General features: G+C 35.5%; 23 protein-coding genes and 3 riboswitches. All 23 genes read right to left on the bottom strand.

Annotated elements, in window-relative coordinates; all coding sequences use genetic code 11:
• Positions 1-86 precede the first annotated feature (86 nt).
• Positions 87-710, bottom strand: a complete 624-nt coding sequence (locus MWH28_RS08345) for a precorrin-8X methylmutase (RefSeq protein WP_345894762.1) — start codon at positions 708-710, stop codon at positions 87-89.
• 234 nt (positions 711-944) lie between these two features.
• Complete coding sequence (locus tag MWH28_RS08340) at positions 945-1310, bottom strand: sirohydrochlorin chelatase (protein ID WP_248618899.1); 366 nt, start codon at positions 1308-1310, stop codon at positions 945-947.
• A 198-nt stretch (positions 1311-1508) separates the two neighbouring features.
• Positions 1509-2135, bottom strand: a complete 627-nt coding sequence (locus MWH28_RS08335; RefSeq protein ID WP_248618898.1) for an energy-coupling factor ABC transporter ATP-binding protein — start codon at positions 2133-2135, stop codon at positions 1509-1511.
• Positions 2132-2899 (bottom strand): cobalt ECF transporter T component CbiQ, encoded by a 768-nt coding sequence (gene cbiQ / locus MWH28_RS08330; protein WP_248618897.1) that lies wholly within the window; start codon positions 2897-2899, stop codon positions 2132-2134. The genes MWH28_RS08335 and cbiQ overlap by 4 nt, the downstream gene beginning before the upstream one ends.
• Positions 2896-3543: a cobalt transporter CbiM gene (gene cbiM, locus MWH28_RS08325; RefSeq protein WP_248618896.1), complete on the bottom strand. Its 648-nt coding sequence runs from the start codon at positions 3541-3543 to the stop codon at positions 2896-2898. The genes cbiQ and cbiM overlap by 4 nt, the downstream gene beginning before the upstream one ends.
• 17 nt (positions 3544-3560) lie before the next feature.
• Positions 3561-3986, bottom strand: a complete 426-nt coding sequence (locus MWH28_RS08320) for an Ig-like domain-containing protein (RefSeq protein ID WP_248618895.1) — start codon at positions 3984-3986, stop codon at positions 3561-3563.
• A 111-nt stretch (positions 3987-4097) separates the two neighbouring features.
• Positions 4098-5225, bottom strand: coding sequence for an FMN-binding protein (locus MWH28_RS08315; protein ID WP_248618894.1), 1128 nt, complete (start codon positions 5223-5225; stop codon positions 4098-4100).
• A 181-nt stretch (positions 5226-5406) separates the two neighbouring features.
• A riboswitch (cobalamin riboswitch) is annotated at positions 5407-5740 on the bottom strand.
• Positions 5741-5986: 246 nt separating this feature from the next.
• Entirely contained in the window at positions 5987-6322 is a 336-nt protein-coding gene (locus MWH28_RS08310; RefSeq protein WP_248618893.1) for a winged helix-turn-helix domain-containing protein, read from the bottom strand.
• 25 nt (positions 6323-6347) lie between these two features.
• The gene (locus MWH28_RS08305) at positions 6348-6998 is read right to left on the bottom strand and encodes an ABC transporter ATP-binding protein (protein ID WP_248618977.1); all 651 of its coding nucleotides are present in this window, start codon (positions 6996-6998) and stop codon (positions 6348-6350) included.
• 76 nt (positions 6999-7074) lie between these two features.
• Positions 7075-7776 carry an ABC transporter permease gene (locus MWH28_RS08300; RefSeq protein ID WP_248618892.1) on the bottom strand — a complete coding sequence of 234 codons (702 nt, stop codon included), beginning with the start codon at positions 7774-7776 and terminating at the stop codon, positions 7075-7077.
• A gap of 32 nt (positions 7777-7808) precedes the next feature.
• Positions 7809-8639: an ABC transporter substrate-binding protein gene (locus MWH28_RS08295; RefSeq protein ID WP_248618891.1), complete on the bottom strand. Its 831-nt coding sequence runs from the start codon at positions 8637-8639 to the stop codon at positions 7809-7811.
• Between the two features lie 427 nt (positions 8640-9066).
• Positions 9067-9912: a DUF4198 domain-containing protein gene (locus MWH28_RS08290; protein ID WP_248618890.1), complete on the bottom strand. Its 846-nt coding sequence runs from the start codon at positions 9910-9912 to the stop codon at positions 9067-9069.
• Between the two features lie 879 nt (positions 9913-10791).
• A complete protein-coding gene (gene nikR / locus MWH28_RS08285; protein ID WP_248618889.1) occupies positions 10792-11205 on the bottom strand; it encodes a nickel-responsive transcriptional regulator NikR in 414 nt (137 codons plus the stop codon).
• Entirely contained in the window at positions 11198-12082 is an 885-nt protein-coding gene (locus tag MWH28_RS08280) for a mechanosensitive ion channel family protein (protein ID WP_248618888.1), read from the bottom strand. Before MWH28_RS08280 ends, nikR begins: the two co-directional genes overlap by 8 nt.
• Positions 12083-12262: 180 nt before the next feature.
• A complete protein-coding gene (locus tag MWH28_RS08275) occupies positions 12263-13375 on the bottom strand; it encodes an aldo/keto reductase (RefSeq protein ID WP_248618887.1) in 1113 nt (370 codons plus the stop codon).
• A gap of 336 nt (positions 13376-13711) precedes the next feature.
• A riboswitch (cobalamin riboswitch) is annotated at positions 13712-14049 on the bottom strand.
• Between the two features lie 78 nt (positions 14050-14127).
• Complete coding sequence (locus MWH28_RS08270) at positions 14128-15048, bottom strand: sugar phosphate isomerase/epimerase family protein (RefSeq protein ID WP_248618886.1); 921 nt, start codon at positions 15046-15048, stop codon at positions 14128-14130.
• Positions 15049-15112: 64 nt separating this feature from the next.
• Positions 15113-15853, bottom strand: coding sequence for an AIR synthase related protein (locus tag MWH28_RS08265; protein WP_248618885.1), 741 nt, complete (start codon positions 15851-15853; stop codon positions 15113-15115).
• Between the two features lie 33 nt (positions 15854-15886).
• A complete protein-coding gene (locus MWH28_RS08260; protein ID WP_248618884.1) occupies positions 15887-16387 on the bottom strand; it encodes an ECF transporter S component in 501 nt (166 codons plus the stop codon).
• A 21-nt stretch (positions 16388-16408) separates the two neighbouring features.
• Positions 16409-17461 (bottom strand): nicotinate-nucleotide--dimethylbenzimidazole phosphoribosyltransferase, encoded by a 1053-nt coding sequence (gene cobT / locus MWH28_RS08255; protein WP_248618883.1) that lies wholly within the window; start codon positions 17459-17461, stop codon positions 16409-16411.
• Between the two features lie 147 nt (positions 17462-17608).
• Complete coding sequence (thiC, locus tag MWH28_RS08250; RefSeq protein ID WP_248618882.1) at positions 17609-18880, bottom strand: phosphomethylpyrimidine synthase ThiC; 1272 nt, start codon at positions 18878-18880, stop codon at positions 17609-17611.
• A gap of 87 nt (positions 18881-18967) precedes the next feature.
• On the bottom strand, positions 18968-20245 hold the full coding sequence (gene thiC, locus MWH28_RS08245; RefSeq protein WP_248618881.1) for a phosphomethylpyrimidine synthase ThiC: 1278 nt from the start codon (positions 20243-20245) through the stop codon (positions 18968-18970).
• 92 nt (positions 20246-20337) lie between these two features.
• Positions 20338-20584: riboswitch (cobalamin riboswitch) on the bottom strand.
• A 21-nt stretch (positions 20585-20605) separates the two neighbouring features.
• Entirely contained in the window at positions 20606-21646 is a 1041-nt protein-coding gene (locus MWH28_RS08240) for an FAD:protein FMN transferase (protein ID WP_248618880.1), read from the bottom strand.
• A 128-nt stretch (positions 21647-21774) separates the two neighbouring features.
• Positions 21775-22110, bottom strand: a complete 336-nt coding sequence (locus MWH28_RS08235; protein ID WP_248618879.1) for a hypothetical protein — start codon at positions 22108-22110, stop codon at positions 21775-21777.
• Between the last annotated feature and the right edge of the window lie 10 nt (positions 22111-22120).

Genomic DNA, 22120 nt, shown 5'->3' with positions numbered 1-22120 from the left:
TTAATTGGTGCTAATCTGTGTAAATTAGTAGTTTCTTGATCTTACTAATTACTAATTACTAGTCACTAATCACTAGTTACTAATTTCTAGTCAATCTGATATAGTAATGCATTCATAATCGAAGCAGCAACTGGACTGCCTCCCTTTCTTCCTCGAACAGTAATATAAGGTACATCTAACTTCTCTAATTCTTCCTTAGATTCTTTAGCTCCTACAAATCCAACCGGAGTTCCAACAATCAAATCTGGTTCTACTTTCCCCTCTTCTATTAACTTCATCAATTCAAATAAAGCAGTCGGAGCATTTCCAATAGCAAAGATCTTATTATCAGGATCTTCAACTGCCTTTCTCATACACATCATCGATCTAGTAACCCCTGCTTCCTTAGCTTCTTGAGCAATATCATCATCACTGATAAAGCAATTAATTTCATTACCTAGTTCTGCTGTCTTACGCTTACTGACTCCCTGCTTCAACATATTAACATCAGTTACGATGTTGGCCCCTGATTTTAATGACTTTAAAGCTGACTCTATCGCTCCATCAGAAATAACTACTAACTCCTTAAATTCAAGATCAGCAGTAGCATGAATCACCCTTTTAATCACTTTAGCCTCTTCAGGTGAACAATCAAATCCTCCTACCTCTTCATCAATAATCTCCATACTTCGACCTTCTATCTTTTGTGGTTGCTTAATTATCTCCATTATTTTCACCATCCCTGTTAAATTTAATTGATATAAAGTTTCACTTTATATCAGTTGACAATGAACAGTTGACGGTTGACAGTTAAGAGCATTAAAACATTAAAATCAAAACCACTCTAAAACTATGATTAAATGGGTATTTAATAGTCTTAAGTCTTTAAGGTTTTAATTTTTAACTGTAAACTGTAAACCGTAAACTGTCAACTCAATATTGTGACACGAAAGTGACACAATATTTTAATTAACTTCCTCAATTCGTTCAATCAAAATATCCGCTATCTTATCATCAGCACCGAGATTTCTTCCAAACTTAAACTCAACCTCTGGATACTCTGCTTCTAACTCTTCGATTAAATTAGGAATATCCTCTTGAATATGTATCCCTGGGAATAAGAATAAAGGAACGATAACTACCTTCTCCGCTCCTTCATTAATAATCTTTGCTACACTATCTTGTAAACTAGGCTCAGCTAACTCCATCGCTGCTCCCTCTACTAAATCATAATCTACCTTTTCTCTAAGTTTATCAACAATTTCTGCAAAAACTTGACTAGCTTCCGTAGCTCTACTTCCATGTCCTAATACGATAATTCCAGTTTTCATAATTTTCCCCCTTAAGTTTAATTGATATTTAGTGGCATTTTGCCACTAAATATCAGTTGACAGTGAACAGTTGACGGTTGACAGTTAAAACTCTAAATTCAAAACCACTCTAAACCTGTATGTAAGCATAAGACCTTTTAGAGGTTCTAAGCTTTTGATCTTTAACTGTAAACTGTACACTGTCAACCGTCAACTATATTACTCGTTCATATAATAAAGCTTATTAGTAACCCTCTCAATCAACTCTCCATTATGAGAGACGATTATATAAGACCTATCGGTATCATTCAAAATACCAACCATCCTCTCGATTGCATCTTCATCAAGTCCTGAGAATGGCTCGTCTAATAATAATACCTCAGTCTGCATTGCTAGGATAGCCCCAAAGGCGATCATCCTCTTTTGACCTCCAGATAATCTATAACTTACCTTCTTTTCAAAGCCTTCCATCCCAATTAACTTTAATGTTTCCTGCACAATCTCTTTGGCTTCTTCTTTGCTCTTACCTAAATTCAACGGGCCAAAGGCCAAGTCCTCCTCGACAGTAGGACAAAAGAGTAGATCATCAGAGTCTTGAAACATAAAACCAACCCTCTCTCTGACCTCAATAAAGTCCTCTTCCTTCTCTCTTGGTTGATCAAAGATGATTACTTCTCCCTCATCAGGGGCCAACAACCCCATAATTATCTTAAATAAGGTAGTCTTCCCACTGCCATTTGGCCCTACCAACCCTATCTTATCTCCTGGTTCTAAAGTTAAATTGAAATCATCTAAAACTTGTTCTCCATTTTGATACTGGTACGAAATATTCTTCAACTCAATCATACAAGAAAGACTCCTTTCTCCACAATAATAATCCAACTAATAAAGAACAATATCCCTGAAAAAATCTTTAGATCGCGACTGGAAAAGCTAAGTTCATCAAGATTATGAAACTCTCCTCTAAAACCTCTACAAAGCATAGCTTCATAAACCCTTCTTGAACGATCATAGCTTCTAATGATCAGCATTCCTATTAAATAAGCATAAGATCTATAAGAATGTAAGCTTGTCTCACTCTTAAACCCTCTCATCAACATTGAATCATGTAATCGATTAAATTCCTTCCAAATCACATGAACATAGCGATAAACAAAGAAGAATAAATAGACTATCTTTTCAGGAATATATAAATACCTCATAGCTTGCATTAAAGAAGATACTGTTGAGGTAGAGAGCAAGGCAATAATCCCCAGCATAATAGCATTAGATCGTAAAGTGATCTTAGTAGCATAAATCACTCCAGGTATAGAAAAGCTCAATGGGCCAACCTGAAATAAAGCTTCTCCTGGATAGGTAAGCGGCACAAATAACCAAATTCCAAGTATAAAGAAGTTGACCACCATCAACCTCTTTCCAACCTCTTTTAGATCTAACTTAGCCGAAAGAATTAAAAAACTAGAAAAGACTAAAGCCTGCAGTAGCATCACTATACTTTCACCTACAGCTAACACAGTAGCTAATAAAAAGATAGTTATTATCTTTATTCTAGGATCAAGCTGGTGAACCCAACTTGACCCTTGAGCAAAACCTTGATTAATATTAATCATAATCTTCCACGCCTCTGTAATGATTGAGCTCCATCTTGAAACTCAGTAAACACTTCAGGTTTGACCTTCTGTAAAAAGACTAGACATAATGAGGTCAATAAAGCTTCAATAATTGCTAATGGTATATTAGCTACTAAAATAGCCCTGCCCATTTCCTCCAATGAACCATCAGTAAAGCTAAGGGCCAACATCAAAAAGATTGCTGCTAAAGCTATACCTACTGCTCCACAGATAAAACCAGCTACTCCTAACCTCTTAATCCCTTCCTCATCTCTTTTAGTCACAATCTTAAATAAATAATGACAGACCACAGCAGGAATTGAGACCATAGCCACATTAACCCCTAAAGCGGTCAGCCCCCCAAACTGAAACAGAATACTCTGCAACAAAAAGGCTACTAAAAAGGCAGGAAATGCCTTCCAACCTAATAAGATCCCTGCCATTGCATTCAAGATCAGATGGACACTGGTTGGCCCTAATGGAATATGAATCAGATTCCCCACAAATAATGCTGCTGAAACTATCGCTACCTGCGGAATATCTTCATTATCTAGCTGTCTTAAAGCTACAGCTGTTCCTGTAGCAGTAGCTGCTGCTCCTGTAAGTAATACTGGAGCAGAAAGTACGCCTTCAGAAATATGCACTCTCAATCACCCCCAACTTAATTGTTTGCCGCTTGTTTTGCTTTCCAAAACATCGTTATAGCTGCTAAAAAGGTTATTATAGCAAAACCGAAAATAAACCTCATCCACATTGGAGCTTCCTCCATAAATCCTTGCTCTACATCTGCAGTCCATTCTGCTCGATGACCTGTATCATCAGTAGAAACTACTCGATATGGTTCAATTGTTGTATCATAGCTAAAAATACCATCTTCATCAGCCGCTCCTTCTACAATAACTTCTCCATCTTGATCATACATAATAACTTCAGCACCAGGGGCTACAGTACCATCATCAAATCCAACCTGTACCTCACCATTTTGAGGTTCATCTAATAACATCCGATGAGCATAAGCACTGCTTGTTAAAATACCAATCATCAAAAAGATCATAACTATTATCTTAAATGATTTATTTAAATTCATTCTACTCACTCCTCCAAGATTATTCTGAAATTTACCTTCATTGTCTGAATTATTCTGCAAAGGAACAAAAAATCCTCTTTTATCAAAAGATTATTTTCCTTTTGACAATTTTTACTGCTGTTTAACATTTTTAAATAAAATAATACTGATAACTATTAATCCAATTGAAATCGCTAACATAATAATCTGTTCTATTGGTAGACCACTTTCTTCTTGCTCTTCTAAAGCTACTTCAGTAGCTTCAATAATCCCTTGACTGGTACTAGTAGCTCCACTGACTAACTCAACATCTGTTGATTGTGCTTCTTTAATTGCTGTAGGAATCTCTTCAAAAGCTGGATCTGAAATCTCAGTTGTTTCATTATGCTCCAAAATTTCAATAGCAGTAATCACTCCATCTGAAACTGTCACTTCCAATTCAATATTTCCTCCCCGACCAGCACCAATTCCAGTATAAGTTCCATCTTGCCAAGCAGCATCATCTCTATGCTCTTCCCTTACTTCTATGTATAAAACAGTATTAAATCTCTCTCTATCATACTCATTACCATCTTCATCTACTCCTTGACTATCAGTATCTACAACTCTAGCTTGTAACAACCAGATTCCTTCCTCATTAAACTCAACATCTACTTTACCTTGAGCATCAGTAGCTACCTGGCTTACTTGTCCATCAGGACTAACAAGCGTAACATCTTCTCCTCTAACCTCTTCTCCAAGATAATCTAATTCCATTGTGACCTGCTCCCCAACTTTAAAAGAACTTGTATCCTGAGTAATAAATTCTGCTGCTAAAGAAGTACCAGTCACCTCAAAATTTCTAACATTTCCTACAAGCAAAGGAGCTTTAGCATCATAATATCTTAGTTGTAATCCATCATCACTATCTACTCGATCAACCACTCCTCTAGTCCCATTGAAAGTTACCCAATGAACCCCTTCTTGTTGAGGAGTAAAACTAGCTACATACCTATCAGACTGCTTTGTAAGCTCTAATTCAGTCATACTACCATCCTCAGCTACTACTAACAATTCGCCTTCATCTAAACTTTCAAAGAAATAATGTTCATAATCAAAATCATCTGGGAAGTGACCAAAGCTAAGTTCTATCTCTACTTCCTCTCCAGCTTCTGCCTGTTGATCAAAATCCAACATAATCTCATGACCAAATGCTACACTAGTACCTAAGGTCAATACTAACATCATCATTAATATTATCAATCCTAATTTTCTTTTCATTAATCTTCACCTCACTTTAATTTTTAATGATTTTCACTTCAATCTTTCTTATCTCTCAATACTAATAACTACCAAAATCACCTTCATCAAAATCAAAAAATCCTCAATCTTCGCAGCAAAGATTGAGGATAATTAGACATACTAAGGCTAATTACCTACTCCCCCTTACCATCGAAGATCAAGTAGGCTCAATGATTAGGCAGGTCTCCTGACTCCTAGCTGTAAGAACTTCACCTTCCCTGGAGGTTAGTAAGTAGTAATTTGTGATTAGTAATTAGTTATCAATTACCAATCACTAGCTACTAGTTACTCCAAGTGGTTTTACTAAGTCCTTTTAGCAGTCAATAATTAATAGCTTTTGATTTTGCCTTTGAACTTCAACTATTCACTATTAACTATTCATTATTCACTGCTTTTATAGCTAGTTACAGTGGCGGGCCCGCTCAGGATTTACACCTGATTCCCTATTCTCCTTTAGCTGTTAAACTAAAGGCACCCAATCACCAGCGTATTCTATTGTTAAATTAATTATTCACCATAACTCAATTTTTTCCTGCATCAAAATTAAATTTTTTATAATTTTCTCACTTCCGAGCCCAATTTCTTGAACCTGATTGATTCCCTTTCCTGCTCCTTTTCTTGGTATTACAAATATTATATTTGTGCTACTAATACTATATATTCTCTATTTCTATCTTTTTTCCTCCTCTAAAAAGAAAAAAATCCTCAATATTCACAAAAAATTGAGGATAAATAGCTGATTACCTATCAAAAAAATCCAAAAACATTATATTTAATTCTTGATCAACCTTTTTACTGAACTTGTTAAACTTATCAAGCAAATTATTCCCCTTCTCCGTTAATCGACTACCACCGCCTCCTCTTCCACCTGACCTTCTTTCAATTAAATCATACCCTAACTCTTCTTCTGCTTTATTTAATTTACCCCAAGCAGCACGATATGACATCTCCAATTCTTTAGCAGCTTTATTAATAGAACCTGTCTGGTCAATAAAGCTCAATAGGGCTAATAAACCTTTGCCCATCACCCGCTCACCTTGCTCATTTTCTAACCAAATTTTATAATTTAATTTCATAACTCTCTCCTTTTAAAATTCAGTCTTAACAGATTAATCTCCCTGCTAAATAATCTTTAGTTAATTCTTGCTCTGGATTATTAAAAAATTCCTCTTTCTCTTTGACTTCTATAAAATCTCCATCATGCAATAATCCAACCCTATCTGCTAATCTTTTAGCTTGGAATAGATTATGGGTTACCATAACAATAGTAGTCTTATTATTTTTAATATAATCTGTAATTATATCTTCAATAATCTTTATATTCGCTGGATCAAGATTAGAAGTCGGTTCATCAAGTAATAATACTTCAGGTTTAAAGATTAAAGCTCTTGCTAACGAAACCCGCTGTGCTTCTCCACCCGAAAGTTTATCTGCCCGTTGCTTCTTCAACTCCTCTAGGCCAAGCTTAACTAAGAGTTGATCAATCTGCTCGTAATTAACATCTTTCCCCCTTATCTTTAAAGGATAAGCAATATTTTCAACTACTGAGCTGCTCATTAAAGCTGGTCTTTGAAAAACTGTGGTTACCTTACGTTTAATATCTAAAGAAGGTTGTTTAGATTGATTATAGACCTTATCTAAAAATTCAATCTCTCCGTGATCAGGTGCTTCTAAAAAATTCAAGAGCCTTAATAAAGTACTCTTTCCTGCCCCACTTGGCCCTACTAAACAAAATACCTCTCCCCTATGAATTGATAATTGATCGATATCTAAAACATTGCGCCCTTGATAAGTTTTTAATAGATTATTTAAATGATATACTAGATCTTTAATCTCTTCTTCCTCCTCTCCCTGGCAGATTAGACATGCAGAAGTTAACTATAAATGTAATTGCTAATAGAATAATTCCAAATGAGATTGCAAGACCAAAGTTTCCTTTTCTAGTCTCCAAAACAATTGCTGTTGTTAATACCCTAGTACTCCTTTCAATATTTCCACCAACCATCATTACTGCTCCTACTTCTGATATAATTGCCCCAAAACCAGCAATAATCGAAACTAAAACCCCTAATCTAGATTCCTTTAAAATGGCCAATACAATCTGCCTTTTAGTAGCCCCTAGAGCTTTAAGCTGTAATAATAAATTACTATCAACACTACTTACTGCCGTCATAGTAAAGCCAGCAACTAAAGGAAAAGATATAATTATTTGAGCAACAATCATAGCTCGAGTAGTAAAGAGCCAATTAAGAAAACCAAAAGGCCCTGCTGAAGAAAAAGTAATAAAGACTAATAAACCAATTGCTACAGGGGGAAAACCCATCCCTGTATAAAGTACTGCTACAATGATCGACTTACCTGGAAAATCACTCAAGCCTAAAAATGCTCCTAGAGGAATTCCAATTAAAGTTGCAAAAAAGAGTGCCGTTCCTGTTACCTGTAGGGAGGTTAGAATTATATTAATTACTCGTGGGTCAAAACTTATCAGCAAAGAGATAGCTTCTTGTAATCCCTCAATTAAAAGATCCATGTTAAACCTCCAGTTAATAGATTTAATTAAGCTTAGTCAGCATCTGGAAAGAATAATGGCTGACCAAATTTATCTTTACCAAACTCGCCTATCTGTTCTTGAATATCAGATCTAACAAAAAACTCTACTAGTTTCTCTGCTCTTTCATAATTAACATCATGTTGATCTGGGTTAATAGGAATTATTCCATAAGGATTAAATAATTCTTGATCACCTTCAACAAGAATTGCTAAGTTAGGTAAGTAATCCTTCATAGATAAATATGTACCTCTATCAGCTAGAGTGTAGCTTTGCATCTCATTAGCTGTAATTAAAGTATCACCCATCCCCTGACCTAATGACTTATACCAATCACCTTCTCTATCTATTTCATATTCACTCCACAGATTAATTTCCTTAGCATGTGTTCCTGAATCATCTCCTCGTGAAGCAAAAGTAGCATCTCCAGCTAAACCTGCTTGATAAACTGCTTTTAAACTGTCCCCCAAATTACTTTCTTCCTTAATATCTGCTGGATCATCATCCGGGCCAACAATCACAAAATCATTATACATGACAGGAAAGCGTTCTGTTCCATATCCTTGAGCAACAAATTCATGCTCTAACTCCAGAGCATGAACCAATAAAAGATCCACATCTCCTCTACGACCAATCTCTAAAGCTTGTCCTGTACCTACAGCAATCACTTCAACATTATAATCACTTTCCTTTTCAAAAATAGGTAATAACTCTTCTAATAATCCTGAATCATCCGTACTTGTTGTAGTAGCTAGTCTTATTCTTTCAGTTGTATCTTCTCTTGTACAACCTATAAATACAAAGGTTAAAATTAAGACTAAAGCTATTAAAAATGATCTTTTCATTTCCGTAAGCCTCCATATTTTTTCATTATATCAATCATGACATAACGTCTCTAAAAATTTACATTACCTAAATATTATCATAAAATAAAATATACTTCAAACTAAATCAGCAATCAATCGAGCAAATGGCAAGCTACAAAATGTCCTGTTTTTCTCCTTTAAACTCTGGAATTCATTTCCCGAAAATTTTATAATATCAATAAAAAAGTTGCCTCCGGCAACTCAGTTTAAGTCTAAGATTGAGTTTAAGTAAAACCAACAAATACAAACTGACAAAGGTTATCCATAACCTCTAAAAAGCATAATTTCCTAACCCAAAATAAAATCCTCAACCTTCGTAGCAAAGATTGAGGATAACTAGCCATTATACTACTTTAAAAATTTTTAGTTTAATATCATCGCAAATTTTCTGAATTCTAATTCTAAATTACCAACCAAATATTCTTCGGAAGAATCTAAATAATCTTTGAAAAAATCCTAGCCTTTCTTCTACCTCTAAATATAAAGCTGAATTATACCTAACACGATCATACTCGACTATCTCCGTACTAGCCTCTGCATAATCTTCTCCCTGTCGCTCCAAATCAGTCACATTTCCAACATGGATAAACCATCTTCCTTCTTCAGGAAATGTAAAGTTTAAAACCCCTTCATCATTAGTTGTCACTTGCTCTACTCTATCATTAGGGCCAACAATAGTTACCTCTTGATTACTAACTAACTCGCCATCATAATCTAATTCCAAACTAATCTCTTCTCCAACAGTCAGTGAATCAATTTCACCAATAAACTCTACCCCTAATGGAGTTTCAAAAGCTGTGATTTGATCTACATTTCCAACTAATAAAGGAGCTTTAGCATCATAATAACGCAACTGCATTCCACCAGATGGATCTCGATCACTTCTATCAACTACACCTCGAGGTCCAATAGCAACCACCCAGTAAAGCCCTTCTCCATCTGGAGTAAAGCTAGCTTTATAGCTATCTTCTACCAAATTAAAATCTAACTCTGTTAATTCACCTTCTTCATTGATTACCATTAACTCCGCATTATCTTCTAAAGTAGCAAAGAAAGAATGTTCAACATCAGCAACATCAGGATGATGTCCAAAGAAAAATTCTATCTCCACTTCCTCTCCACTCTCCACTTGTTGTGGGAAATCCAAAACTATTTCATGGGCCAACGCCTCTCCTCCAGTCAAACTGAAGACTAATAATGCTACAAAAGCTACCACTGCAAATCTCCTAAGTTCTGTTCCTGAAAATTTCATTTTAAATTCTCCTTTTGTGTTATTTTTTTATTTTTTGTGTCACTCTAATACAGTAATTCTTCTTTCTCTAGAAAAGTCCTTCTTAAAATTTAATTTTTTTACACTTTAACCTCTTTCCTTGTGTTACTTTTTATTTTTTTATGCTACTAAAATAGTAATTCTTCTTCTTTTAGAAAAGTCCTTCTTGAAATTTAATTTTTTACACTTTGTCTTAATTTGATCTATCTCAATACAAAAAGCTCCAATCTTCTATTAATAGAAGATTGGAGCTTTCAACTTAACTGATAAATAGCTTAACTTTTAAAATTAAAAAATTACAATTTAAACCTTAAAATCAAAACCATTTTACAGAAAAGTTAAAAACCAAACTTTCTTCCGTGCTACCTTTTTTCACCCCAAGGGCATTTCCTCAGGGCTTATCAGCCCTTCAGGACACTTGATAAAAAAGTAGCCAAAAAATCAATAAGAATTTTAATTTTTGCAATCACCAAAATTAAATTTTTCTTACTTAAAATATTAAAAAATAAATAAACTCCTCCACTCTCACCGTAATCACATAAATTCTTCAGATAAATCAAAACATTACACTCTAAAAATTTACCATGAGGGGTGTTTCGCAGTGACATCTAGATTTTTTCGTTTAGTTTCTTGACGAACCGAAAATCAAATAAGAGTATGAATTAGCTAATTTTCTTCTTTAAAATTAGCTAATTCATACTCTTATTTGAGTGAAGGTGAGTCTTAGAAACTCAGAAAAAATCTTCCCGAACGAGAAATGCCCCTCATGGTTCAAAGTAAAAGTTACACATAATTGTAATATAAGATTAAGTCAACCACTAGAAACATAAGGTCTTAGCTCTTACTTAGACTTAGACTTAATCACAAAGATTCATCAACTGCAGAAACAGTCAATTTACCATGCTTAACTCCCTTTAATCCAACCAATTTCTGAGTCACTTCATTTAACTTCTCTCTTTTACCTTCTACTATAATCACCTCTAAACAGATATGATGCGATAAATGTAGATGTAAATTAGACTTAAATAAAGAATGATAATCATGCTGGATTTCTATCATCTTCTCAGTCATTCCTCGTTGATGGTGGTCATAAAACAAGGTTAAAGTTCCTACAACATTTTCCTCTTCATCTTGGCACTTCTCTTCTACAATTCTATCTCGAATCAGATCACGAATTGCTTCAGAACGATTTGTATAACCATCTTCAATCAACTGATCAAACTTCTTTAATAACTCTTTATCAATCGATACTCCAAACCTAATTAATTCAGACATTTTTAGCCTCCCTATTTTCTGTAGTATAAAACCGGGTCGTTGGATAAGCAAAATCAATCTCCGATTCTTGTGCAAACTTTTTCAATATAATCTCACTAATTCGACTCTCAACTAATCTTCTTCGCCTAGCTGTCGTTAGATAACGCAAGGTTATCTCTACCCCACTATCTGCAATATCTAAATAGACAATCGGAGAAAATTTACTATATTTAATCATATAACGTTTAGACATCAATTTAATCTTTCTTTTTGCTAGATCTTGAATCTTTTCCCCTTCTTGCTGAGCAGTTTCCAAAATAATCTCCTTAGCCTTCTCCCAATCACTTTCATAGGTAACTAAAAACTTAATCTCATTCCACAAATATTCAAAGCCACGTGTATAATTAAATAGAGATTCACGAAAAATATTACTGTTTGGAATATGTACTATCCGACCTGTACTCTGATCAGAGTCAACCCAGTTTCCTATCTCCAATAAAGATGTATAAAAAACCCGAATATCAATTACATCACCTTTAACATCATCCCATTCAATTCGATCACCAAGCCCAAAAGGACGCCGTAGCATAATTAAGACCCAACCAGCTAGATTTAAGATCACATCATGCAACGCCAAAGCTAATCCAGCTGATAAAAAACCCAAATATGTAGTAATTGTACCTGTCATATCTGCCCAAATTAAGATTAAAATCACAAAAGTTATTAAGGTAGCTACATAATAAGTATAGCGTCTACTGCGATGACGCCTCTTGAAATCATCCACCTTCTTATTAATAAATCTTATCACCCAAAAAGTGATAAAGTAATTAAAGACTATAGCTCCAACTGAAAATAATATCTTTTGAACTACAGGGTCATTAAAATCAAATGACTCCATTTTTATTCACTACACCCCTTCAAACTTCTCTTTACTATTATAAGTTGATTACCTGATTATTATATACAAAATCAAAGATTTAATCAACCAGAGCTAAACTTTTAAAAATAATAACCCCTTATCTAACCTAATTCTTTTCAACCTTCTTTTACTCCTTTTTTACTAGTCAGTAGTTAATAATTATTCTTCTAACCCTATAAACTCCTTCAGCCGCTCAATAATTGGTAAATGTTGAGTACATTGCGACTCACATAATCCACATTCAATACAGCTGTTAGCTTTACTTTCTGGTCTATTAGTTAATGGGCCATGCTTTCGAGCACCATCTATTTTATCAGCAATAATTTCTTGATCATCACGAATAATCGCCTCATTATAAGCCATCATATAAGTCGGGATATATATATCTTCAGGACACCCAAGACAATAACCACAACCTGTGCATAAAGCATCTAACTCCTCTTTTAGATGATCTTTAATCTCTTCTATCTTTTCATTTGATAAACCCTCAGCAGAGTTGACTGCTGCTACATTCTCTTCTAGCTCTTCTATATTATTAATCCCTGCCAAAGCAATCGTAATCTCTTCATGAGCTATATTAAACTTTAACGCTGCCTGAGCTACTGTATCATTAGGATTATCCTTGATAAATGAATAAAAATCAGGATTTTGAGGTATTACTCCTCCGCCAAGTGGATTCATAGTTACTACCCCTAAATTATTCTGATAAGCAGCCTTAACTCCTTGCTCTCGATAAGCAAAGTTAGTAGCATTATAACCTAATATAACCCCTTCAAATAGATCATCATTGATTATTTGTTCAATTTCATCACCATTAGCATGGGTTGAAAAACAGATATGATCAATTAATCCTTCTTCCTTTAATTTTAGTGCACCTTCGTAAGGACCACCTTTTTTAATCACCTCTTGATACATATCCAGATCTAAAATACACCACATATGAAAAAAATCAATCTTCTCTAATCCCATTCTCTGTAATGAAGTTTCAACCCTCCTGCGAACATCATCGGCAGTTGGATCTTTTGTTACCATACTCTTTGTTGAAACATAAAAAGGATTAGGCATCTCCTTAAATGCCTCACCATAAATAATCTCACTTTGATCTTTACAATAACTATGCGCTGTATCAAAATAGTTAATTCCTAGTTCAGATGCTCTCCTTACAAGCTGAGCATTCTCTTCAATACTATTATTTTCAATATCAAATCTCATACCACCAAACCCTAAAGCAGATACTTCCTTTCCGGTCTTACCATATTCTTTATAAATCAATTTTAACCATTCTCCTTCTTTGCTTGTTTTAAGTTAAATCAAATTATCTTTTTTCATCTTATCTTTATTGCTTACAATACTTATAATTCTCTATAATAATTAATTTCCCTTCCAATAAAAAAAGTTCCCAATCCTAAATTTAGAATTGGGAACAGGGAATTAATGGGATTAACACGATTAGAGATACTTACTATAAAAAATAAAACCCTAACCTCGACCCGCAAGATTAGAGTAATTAGATCAAAGATTAATAACTAAAAAACCAATCCCGATAAAAAGGATTGGAGTTAATTAGTTAACATCACTAATTACCTACCTTCCTTGCTAACGAAGCATAGTAGGCTCAATGATTAGGCAGGTCTCCTGACTCATAGCTGTAAGAACTTCACCTTCCCTGGGGACTAGTAATTAGTAATTTGTGATTAGTAATTAGTTACCAATTACCAATCACTAGCTACTAGTTACCAGTTAATCCAAGTGGTATTACTAAGTCTTGTAGCAATTAATAATTAATAGTTTTTGATTTTGCCTTTGAACTTCAACTATTCACTATTAATTATTCAATATTCATTGCTTTTATAGCTAATCACAGTGGCGGGCCCGCTCAGGATTCTCACCTGATTCCCTATTCTCCCTTAGCCATAACTAAGGGCACCCAATCACCAGCGTATTCAATTGTTAAATCTTTCTCTATTTAATTATTCAGCATAAATTTAAATTCTCCTGCTTAAAAATTAAAATTTCTAAAAAAATTATAATAACTGATCTTGAATCCGTAAGTAATTAATAAATTCTTCTTTTTCAGAACAGACAAACTCATAAGTTATATACTTTGGATTGAGCATCTCTAATACCCTTTGAGGAGATACTTCAGAAAAAGGCAGGTGTTGATCTACTTGCAAAATAAATTGTCCCACTAATTTTTCTTGCTCCTCTAAATCAATTGTCTCTTTAAATTGCTGATATAGTTTGTTACGATTTTCTAATCGACAATCCTCAAATAAGGACTTATGTAAATGAACACTATAAAATAGATTATCTAACTGTTGATAATTTGATAATACTTCCTCAATATAATCGATTGCTTCCTGTTCATTCCTTATTTCTAAAGTCGTATTTAAGAGATGACCTGTATCTAGCAATAATCCGCTTTGCTCAGAATTTACCTGCTCTAAAAAACCAACTGTTTCCTTAGCATTTAAAAGATCAAGCCCTCCCCACCACAAGTTTTCAAATAATAATTTAAAATCAAACTCCAAACCTACTATAATTTGATTGATAATCTCAGCTATTTTAGCTAAGATCTCAATATTACTAAACTTAAATTCAGCAGTCAATATTTCTTCAAAACTGGCATTAGCTGCATGAAAGACAACATAATCAACCTCTAATTGAGCAGCCAAATTCAATTCTTGACGATAATTTTCAATTAACTCTTTTAAATCTAAGCTATTTTTAGCTTCACCAACTCCTAACCAATTTAAATGATAAGAAAGGTGAAGCCCCTTGATTAACTCCTTAGGTATTGCCTCAAAATACTGACTACCCATCACTCCAGTTGCTAATAATTCAACTCCAGCAAAACCATTTTGCTGGCAAAACTCAACTACTTGCTCCCATTGATTATCAAACCAAGATAAACCATAAATACTGAGATTAAATAATTTATCCATTGCTTTAGAGCTCCTCATCTTTAATTATCATAGGGGCGCATTATAATACGCCCCTACAATTTCTTTAGCTTATTTGATAAAAATTACCTAATAAGTTGACCGGCTTAGAAATCTTTTGTTGCAAATCATCTAATCTATTCTCAGGTAAGGTGACTAATAATACAGTAGCAGGGCCAGCCGACTTTTTAAGATCTATCTCTGCTTGATTGACTAGATTAAGGTTTAAATTATTCATTTCAGCTAATAATTCAGCTTCAAATTTTATCCCTTTAGAGCCAACAGGCAAGATATCATAAATATAATTCAACTCTAATAACCGCTCCATCTCCTTTAAAGAAGCAATCTCATCAGCAGCAGTTAAAACCTCGCCACCTACTTTAGGTAAGCCAATCGCTACTAATATATCTCCAGCCTTAGAATTAGCTAACTTCAAGTCATCCTTATTAGTTACTCCAATTACTGTAATTCCTACTCCTGTTTGAATGGTAGCTACATTCTCCTCAGTACTTCCATTTAATATTTTCTCCGGGCCAACACTTAAATCAACCATTTCCTCTTTAATCCCTTTTATGATTTCCTTACCTGTTGGTTCATATTCAACACTTAACGTATTAATTACTGTCACAGGTCTAGCTCTAACTGCCAGCACCTCCAACAAAGCCACCCTAACTCCGAGCTTACCAACTATCTTACCAGATACCTGCAAAGAATCTTCTTCCTTAGGACCAATCCCTCCGATAGAATCACAAGCTATTACTAATTGTTGCTGATCATTTAGATCGATCACTGAAATATCCCTTTCCATATCTATCACCCCAATTAAAGTCTCGAGATCTGATTATCTATTATCCAAAAAACGATAAACTGCAATCGCTATCACAATATTAACTGCTGAAGCTATTAATAAAACAGGAGTCATCCCCATAAAGAATCCTACTCCCAATAATGGAATCAATAACAGATTTAAGATTACCCCATTAAATAAAGTAGCTACTAAACCTGCTGTAGTCAAATTGAATCTTTGATTAACATACCAAAATAACCAACCACAGACTGCCATTCCAATTGCAATCGGTAGATGGATTGGCCCGAGTGGAAAACCAGCCTTAATCCCTGAAACTAGATGACCAATCCCTAATACAATTCCTCCTTCAACTCCTCCAGCAAAGAGGGCCAAAAAATAACCTGGTGCCGAATCCAATCCTACCGTACCAGTCGGACTAGGCAGGGGAATCAAACCACCTACCGTTCCCAATGCCACAAACAAAGCCATCCTGACTAATCTTTTAGTATTCCAAAAATCACTTCTACTAGCTTCTGTACTAACTTCAGTATTCATTATTCTAATTCCTCCTTTGATTTATTTATTTGCAATAACTCCAGCTTCTTCAAGAGTAGCCATCTGACTGATAATTCTGGTTGCTGCTTCTACTAGCTCCATTCCTAATACTGCTCCAGTACCTTCCCCTAAACGCATATCCATCTCCAACATCGGCTCCAATCCTAATATTTCATGCATTCTGATATGGCCTGGCTCCACAGATCTATGAGATGGAATTAAATAATTACTTACCTTTGGCTCCAGTCTATGGGCAATCACAGCCGCTGCTGCTGAAATCAGACCATCTACCATTACAGGAGTCTTCTTAGCAGCAGCTCCCAAGATAACTCCAGTCAAACCACCTATTTCTAAACCACCAACCTTAGCTAGTATATCAATTCCATCATCACTATCAGGCTGATTTAGCTCCAAGGCTTGAGCAATAACTTCCTTCTTCTTAGCCAACCTCTGATCATCAATTCCAGTACCTCGACCAACCAACTGATCTAATGATAGATCTGTAACTGTAGCTATAATTGCACTACTAGGTGTTGTATTACCAATTCCCATCTCTCCAGTTCCAATCAAATTAGCACCATCTGCAATCAACTCTTGCACAAGTTCTATTCCTACTTCTATGCTAGAGACTGCTTCTGCTCGTGACATTGCTGGCCCATTAAGAAAGTTATCAGTTCCTGCTTTAACCTTCCTGCTAATTATTCCATCAGCCTCTATTTCATTTTCTACACCAATATCAACTACCTTAACTTCTGCTCCAACCTGCCTAGCCAAAACATTAACAGCCGCACCACCGTTTAAGAAATTATAGACCATCTGAGTCGTTACATCTGACGGACAAGTACTGACCCCTTCTTCTACCACCCCATGATCACCAGCCATCACAATATGTACCTTCTGATCAACCTCTGTAAATACTTCCCCTTTCATTCCAGCTAACTTAACTGCTATCTCTTCTAATTTACCTAAACTCCCTGGTGGTTTGGTTAAGCCATCCAACCTCTCTTGTGCTTCAGCCATCTTCTCTTCATTTAATCCTTCAATTTCAGCTATTGTTTGTTCTAATAATTTCATTATTATCGCTCCTTCGTTTTATTTTTTCTTAAACAATATTGATATTAAGTGTCAGTGTGAGTAGTGTGTGTGAGTAAAAGCAAAACCTTAGCCCCTATGCTTTTGACCTTACTCACACTCACACACATAACTGACACAATATTGTAATTACCCAATATATTCCGCCGCTATTTCCATTGGCTCAGCCTTTTGATCCATCACTCTCTGCTTTGAAATCTCATCCTTCTTGCTACTCAACACCTTCTCCGAATTAATTGCTAATCTAGCTTGTTCTTCCCAATCACTCTTCACCCTAGCTCGAGCCATCTGCTTATCTAACCGACTAGCCTGCTCACCTCTTTTAGCAATATCTCCAGCATGGGTAGCTATTCGAGCAGCCATTACTCCCTTTCTGATATCCTCTGGTGCTGGCAGACCTAAATGCTCAGCAGGAGTTACATAACAGACAAAATCAGCTCCAGCCCACGTTGCCTTTGCCCCTCCAATTGCTGCTACTATATGATCATAACCAGCAGCTATATCAGTTACTAGCATTCCTAAGATAAAGAATGGAGCTTGATGGCATAACTCCTTTTGCAACTGAATCGTAGTATCAATATGATCTAGTGGTACATGTCCTGGCCCTTCGACCATTACCTGCACTCCAGCTTCTCTAGCCCGTTGGACTAACTCACCAGTAATCAACAATCCTTGCATCTGAGCTCGATCCATTGAGTCAACAACTGCCCCCGGTCTAATTCCATCACCCAAACTCAAAGTAACATCATACTCTTTAGCTATCTCTAAAACCCGATCATACTCTGTATACAAAGGATTCTCCCGATTATGATGTAACATCCAACCAGTTAAAAACCCCCCTCCACGACTGACTACATCAGTAACTCTTCCTTCTTCTTTTAATCGTTCCAATACCTCTAAAGTCATCCCACAATGAATAGCCATAAAATCTACCCCAGCCTTAGCTTGCCTCTCAATTTCAGCAAAGATATCCTCTGCTTTCATCTCTACTACTGAGCCATATTCTTCAATTCCTTTAATTCCTGCTTGATAAATCGGCACCGTTCCTACAGGTACTTCTGAAATTTCTAAAGTATTCTCCCTAATCTGATCTATATCTCCACCTGTACTTAAATCCATAATTGCATCTGCTCCTGCTTCTAAAGCTGCTTTTAATTTTGTTTTTTCCATCTCTGGATCTGGATAATCCTTAGAAGCCCCCATACTGGCATTAACCTTAGTCTGTAAGCCTGTCCCAATCCCCATATAATTATCTCTTGCTCTATTTACATTCCTTGGAATTACAACTAATCCCTCAGCTACCTTCTCTCTAATCTCTTCTGCACTAACTCCTTCATTCTCTGCTACTACTTCCATCTCATTAGTAATAATTCCTTCTCGTGCTTTAATCAATTGTGTCATAATTTTATCCCTCCTAATTGTATAAAATAACTTTTAATTTCTTTTCTAATTACCAGTCACTAATTACTAATCACTAATTACCAGTTACTAATTCAAATGTTGAGTAACAACTTTAATTGCACAATACTCTCCACACATAGCACAGCCATCACCATCACTTGGATTTCTCTTCTCTCTCATCCTTCTTGCTTCTGCAGGATTTAAAGACAACTCTATCTCTGCTTCCCAATCTAATTTTTTTCTAGCATAAGCCATTTTCTCTTCCTGCTCCCAAGCACCCTCTCGCCCTTTAGATAAATCTCCAACTTGAGCAGCAATCTTAGCAGCCATTACTCCAGCTTTAATATCTTCTGTAGTTGGAAAATCAAGATGCTCCACAGGCGTTACATAACATAAAAAGTCAGCCCCTGCTGAAGCAGCAACAGCTCCTCCAATCGCTGAATTAATATCATCCTCTCCTATTGCCAGATCAGTTACTAACGGGCCAAAGACAAAATACGGTGCCCCATGGCAGAGCTCTTTTTGTAATTGAACTGTACTCTCAACCTGATCTAATGGTACATGTCCTGGTCCTTTAACCATCATCTGTACTCCAGCTTGCTGACCTCTATTAACCAACTCTCCTAGAATAATTAACTCCTGTACCTGAGCTCGATCTAAGGAATCAGCTAATGCTCCCGGTCGAAAAGTATCAGCTAAGCTAATCGTTACATCATATTTTTTAGCAATCTCTAATAACCGATCGTACTCTTCATAAAATGGATTCTCTTGATTATGATGTAACATCCAACCTGCCAAAATTTGGCCCCCATGGCTAACCAACCCCTCAATCCTGCCTTCTCTTTTTAATCTTTCTAGAGTCTTCATTGTCAAACCAGCATGAACCCCAAAAAAATCAACACCATCTGCTGCCTGCTTTTCCACAATTTCAAAAATATCATCAACACTCATCTCTAAAATTGAGCCTGTCCTCTCCTCACTCTCCTTAGCCACTTGATAAATAGGTAGTGTTCCTACTGGTAATTCAGTCCTAGCTAAAATCTCTTGGCGAGCTTGATCTATATCTCCATCCTTACTCAAATCCATAACTGCATCTGTTCCCAAATCTACAGCTAAATCAATCTTAGCCATTTCTGTATCCAAATCTGTATAATCTTCATAGAGACCTACACTAGTACTTACCTTAGTTTTTAAACCACTTCCAAAACCTTGGCTTACAGTATCTCTATTTTTATTCTTAGGAATTACTATCCTACCTGCTGCTACCTCCTGTCTAATAAAATCTGCTGTTACACCTTCTTTGTCAGCTACTTCCTCCATTGCTAGAGTAATAATACCTTCTTTAGCCTTCAATAATTGTGTCATTATCATACCTCCTTATGTATTTTAAATAGAAAAAAGTCCACAACCTCCTAAGGAGGTTGTGGACTTTTCCATCATCCACTCCGTAACTTTAAAAGTTACTCGTTAAATAGGCAGGTTTCCTGGCTTACGACTTAACTTCTCCAGCCTTCCCCAATTATTTGAATTGATAATCAGGTGGCAACCAAAAGAAGTAATTCCATCGTTTACAGTGGCGGGACCACGCTGTCACAAGAAGAAACTGACCAGTCTCCTTAATCTCATGCAGACTTCCCTTTTAAATTAATTATCTAGTAGGTTTTCCCCAATAAATAATCAATCACCCATCTAACATAATATTTAATTTTTGCTAATCTCTAATCACTATTCCTGTAATTGATATTTATTATCTTCTAGTATAGTCACTTCATCCTCTAAGCCATCAGTTACATATATCTTTCTATCTTCAGTAACGATTAAAGTCTCAACATCTTCCATTCCTTCAATCAACTCTAAACCAGCTTCAGCTCCTAACAAATAGATTATTGTCGCCAACACATCTGCTTCAGTAGGGTCTTCAGTAACTACCGTTGCTCCCATTACATCACTTTCAGCTGGATAACCATCTGCTTTGGGATCTAAAATGTGATGATATCTAACTCCATCTTCAATAAAGTATCGTTCGTAATCTCCAGATGTATCTACCGTTAAATCGGTCAACTCTACAGCCGCTACAATATCATTACCATCATCAGGTCGTGGGTCTTTAATCCCTACTCGCCATAAGCTATCATCAGGCTTAGTACCTAAAGTTGTAACTCCACCACCCATACTGATAAAACCACCTTTAGCTCCTCTTTCTGCAAATAATTGAATCACCTGATCAGCTGCATAACCTTTAGCAATACCTCCAACATCCAAGCTCATACCTTCTTCTTCTAAAAAGACAGTCTGTTGCTCATGATCCAATTCAATTTTATTATAATCAACTATCTGTAATTTCTCTTCTAATTCTTCAGGCTCAGGAACTCTCTGCTGATCCGTATTAATTCCCCATAACTCAACTACCGGGCCAATAGTAGGGTCAAACTTACCCCCACTCAACTCAGCATACTCTTTAGCAGCCTCAATTATTTCAAAAGTAGTCTGACTTACTTCTACTGCTTCCTGTCCCGCAGCTTGATTAATTTGATCGACTTCACTATCAGCAATCTTTTCACTTAATTTTTGTTCCATCTGATCAATCATAGCAAAACCTTCTGCTAATAATTCTTCAGCTTGAGGTGCATAAACTTTTCCCTGAATTGCTGTTCCCATCATATAAGCTGTATCACTAGCAGAATCTATCTCATCTTCTAGAGCAGTACATCCTATTAGAGTAAACATTAGAATTAATGCAACCACTAGTTTTTTATAAATTTGCATAACTAACCCCCATCTCTTATAAATTATCTATCCACAACTATTTATTATTATCTCATGTTTATTTTATTATTTCAATACCCATTTTTCTCGATCAAAATATTTTTTCCTGCAAAAATTAACAAATATTTTTAATTGGCTTTCTTAGTTAAAGAAATAAGTTCAGAAGGAGATTTATTAGTTGCTGGCTCATCTGATGGTTTTAATTCGTTAACCCACTCTTGATCAAACTCATCAAAAATATCATTTGGAATTAGATAGTTTTCATCTTCTAGCTGTAAAAATAGATACTTTTCTCCTTTAAATTCTTTAATTCCTAATTCTTCAGCTCCATCCTCAATCAAATAATCATAAATCTGTTCATATCTTACTCTTTCACTTAAATTATAGATCAATCTTTCTTTCATCCCAAAAATCTCTTTCATTAGTTCAGTTGTTGTTATTATTTCATCAGCCTTAATTTTCATTATATCCCTC

This window comes from Natroniella sulfidigena (assembly GCF_023223645.1).
Classification (GTDB): Bacteria; Bacillota; Halanaerobiia; order Halobacteroidales; family Halobacteroidaceae; genus Natroniella; species Natroniella sulfidigena.
Note: the sequence above shows the minus strand (reverse complement) of the source record. Positions and strands in the feature narration are given on the sequence as shown.

Excerpts from the sequence above, each read along its gene's own strand:
- MWH28_RS08320 (WP_248618895.1), bottom strand. The coding sequence starts at position 3,986 with ATGAATTTAAATAAATCATTTAAGATAATAGTTATGATCTTTTTGATG.
- MWH28_RS08315 (WP_248618894.1), bottom strand. The coding sequence starts at position 5,225 with ATGAAAAGAAAATTAGGATTGATAATATTAATGATGATGTTAGTATTG.
- MWH28_RS08290 (WP_248618890.1), bottom strand. The coding sequence starts at position 9,912 with ATGAAATTTTCAGGAACAGAACTTAGGAGATTTGCAGTGGTAGCTTTT.
- MWH28_RS08260 (WP_248618884.1), bottom strand. The coding sequence starts at position 16,387 with ATGAATACTGAAGTTAGTACAGAAGCTAGTAGAAGTGATTTTTGGAAT.
- MWH28_RS08340 (WP_248618899.1), bottom strand. The coding sequence starts at position 1,310 with ATGAAAACTGGAATTATCGTATTAGGACATGGAAGTAGAGCTACGGAA.
- MWH28_RS08295 (WP_248618891.1), bottom strand. The coding sequence starts at position 8,639 with ATGAAAAGATCATTTTTAATAGCTTTAGTCTTAATTTTAACCTTTGTA.
- nikR (WP_248618889.1), bottom strand. The coding sequence starts at position 11,205 with ATGTCTGAATTAATTAGGTTTGGAGTATCGATTGATAAAGAGTTATTA.
- thiC (WP_248618881.1), bottom strand. The coding sequence starts at position 20,245 with ATGACACAATTATTGAAGGCTAAAGAAGGTATTATTACTCTAGCAATG.
- MWH28_RS08335 (WP_248618898.1), bottom strand. The coding sequence starts at position 2,135 with ATGATTGAGTTGAAGAATATTTCGTACCAGTATCAAAATGGAGAACAA.
- MWH28_RS08280 (WP_248618888.1), bottom strand. The coding sequence starts at position 12,082 with ATGGAGTCATTTGATTTTAATGACCCTGTAGTTCAAAAGATATTATTT.
- cobT (WP_248618883.1), bottom strand. The coding sequence starts at position 17,461 with ATGAAATTATTAGAACAAACAATAGCTGAAATTGAAGGATTAAATGAA.
- MWH28_RS08240 (WP_248618880.1), bottom strand. The coding sequence starts at position 21,646 with ATGCAAATTTATAAAAAACTAGTGGTTGCATTAATTCTAATGTTTACT.
- thiC (WP_248618882.1), bottom strand. The coding sequence starts at position 18,880 with ATGACACAATTGATTAAAGCACGAGAAGGAATTATTACTAATGAGATG.
- MWH28_RS08265 (WP_248618885.1), bottom strand. The coding sequence starts at position 15,853 with ATGGAAAGGGATATTTCAGTGATCGATCTAAATGATCAGCAACAATTA.
- cbiQ (WP_248618897.1), bottom strand. The coding sequence starts at position 2,899 with ATGATTAATATTAATCAAGGTTTTGCTCAAGGGTCAAGTTGGGTTCAC.
- MWH28_RS08310 (WP_248618893.1), bottom strand. The coding sequence starts at position 6,322 with ATGAAATTAAATTATAAAATTTGGTTAGAAAATGAGCAAGGTGAGCGG.
- MWH28_RS08270 (WP_248618886.1), bottom strand. The coding sequence starts at position 15,048 with ATGGATAAATTATTTAATCTCAGTATTTATGGTTTATCTTGGTTTGAT.
- MWH28_RS08235 (WP_248618879.1), bottom strand. The coding sequence starts at position 22,110 with ATGAAAATTAAGGCTGATGAAATAATAACAACAACTGAACTAATGAAA.
- MWH28_RS08300 (WP_248618892.1), bottom strand. The coding sequence starts at position 7,776 with ATGGATCTTTTAATTGAGGGATTACAAGAAGCTATCTCTTTGCTGATA.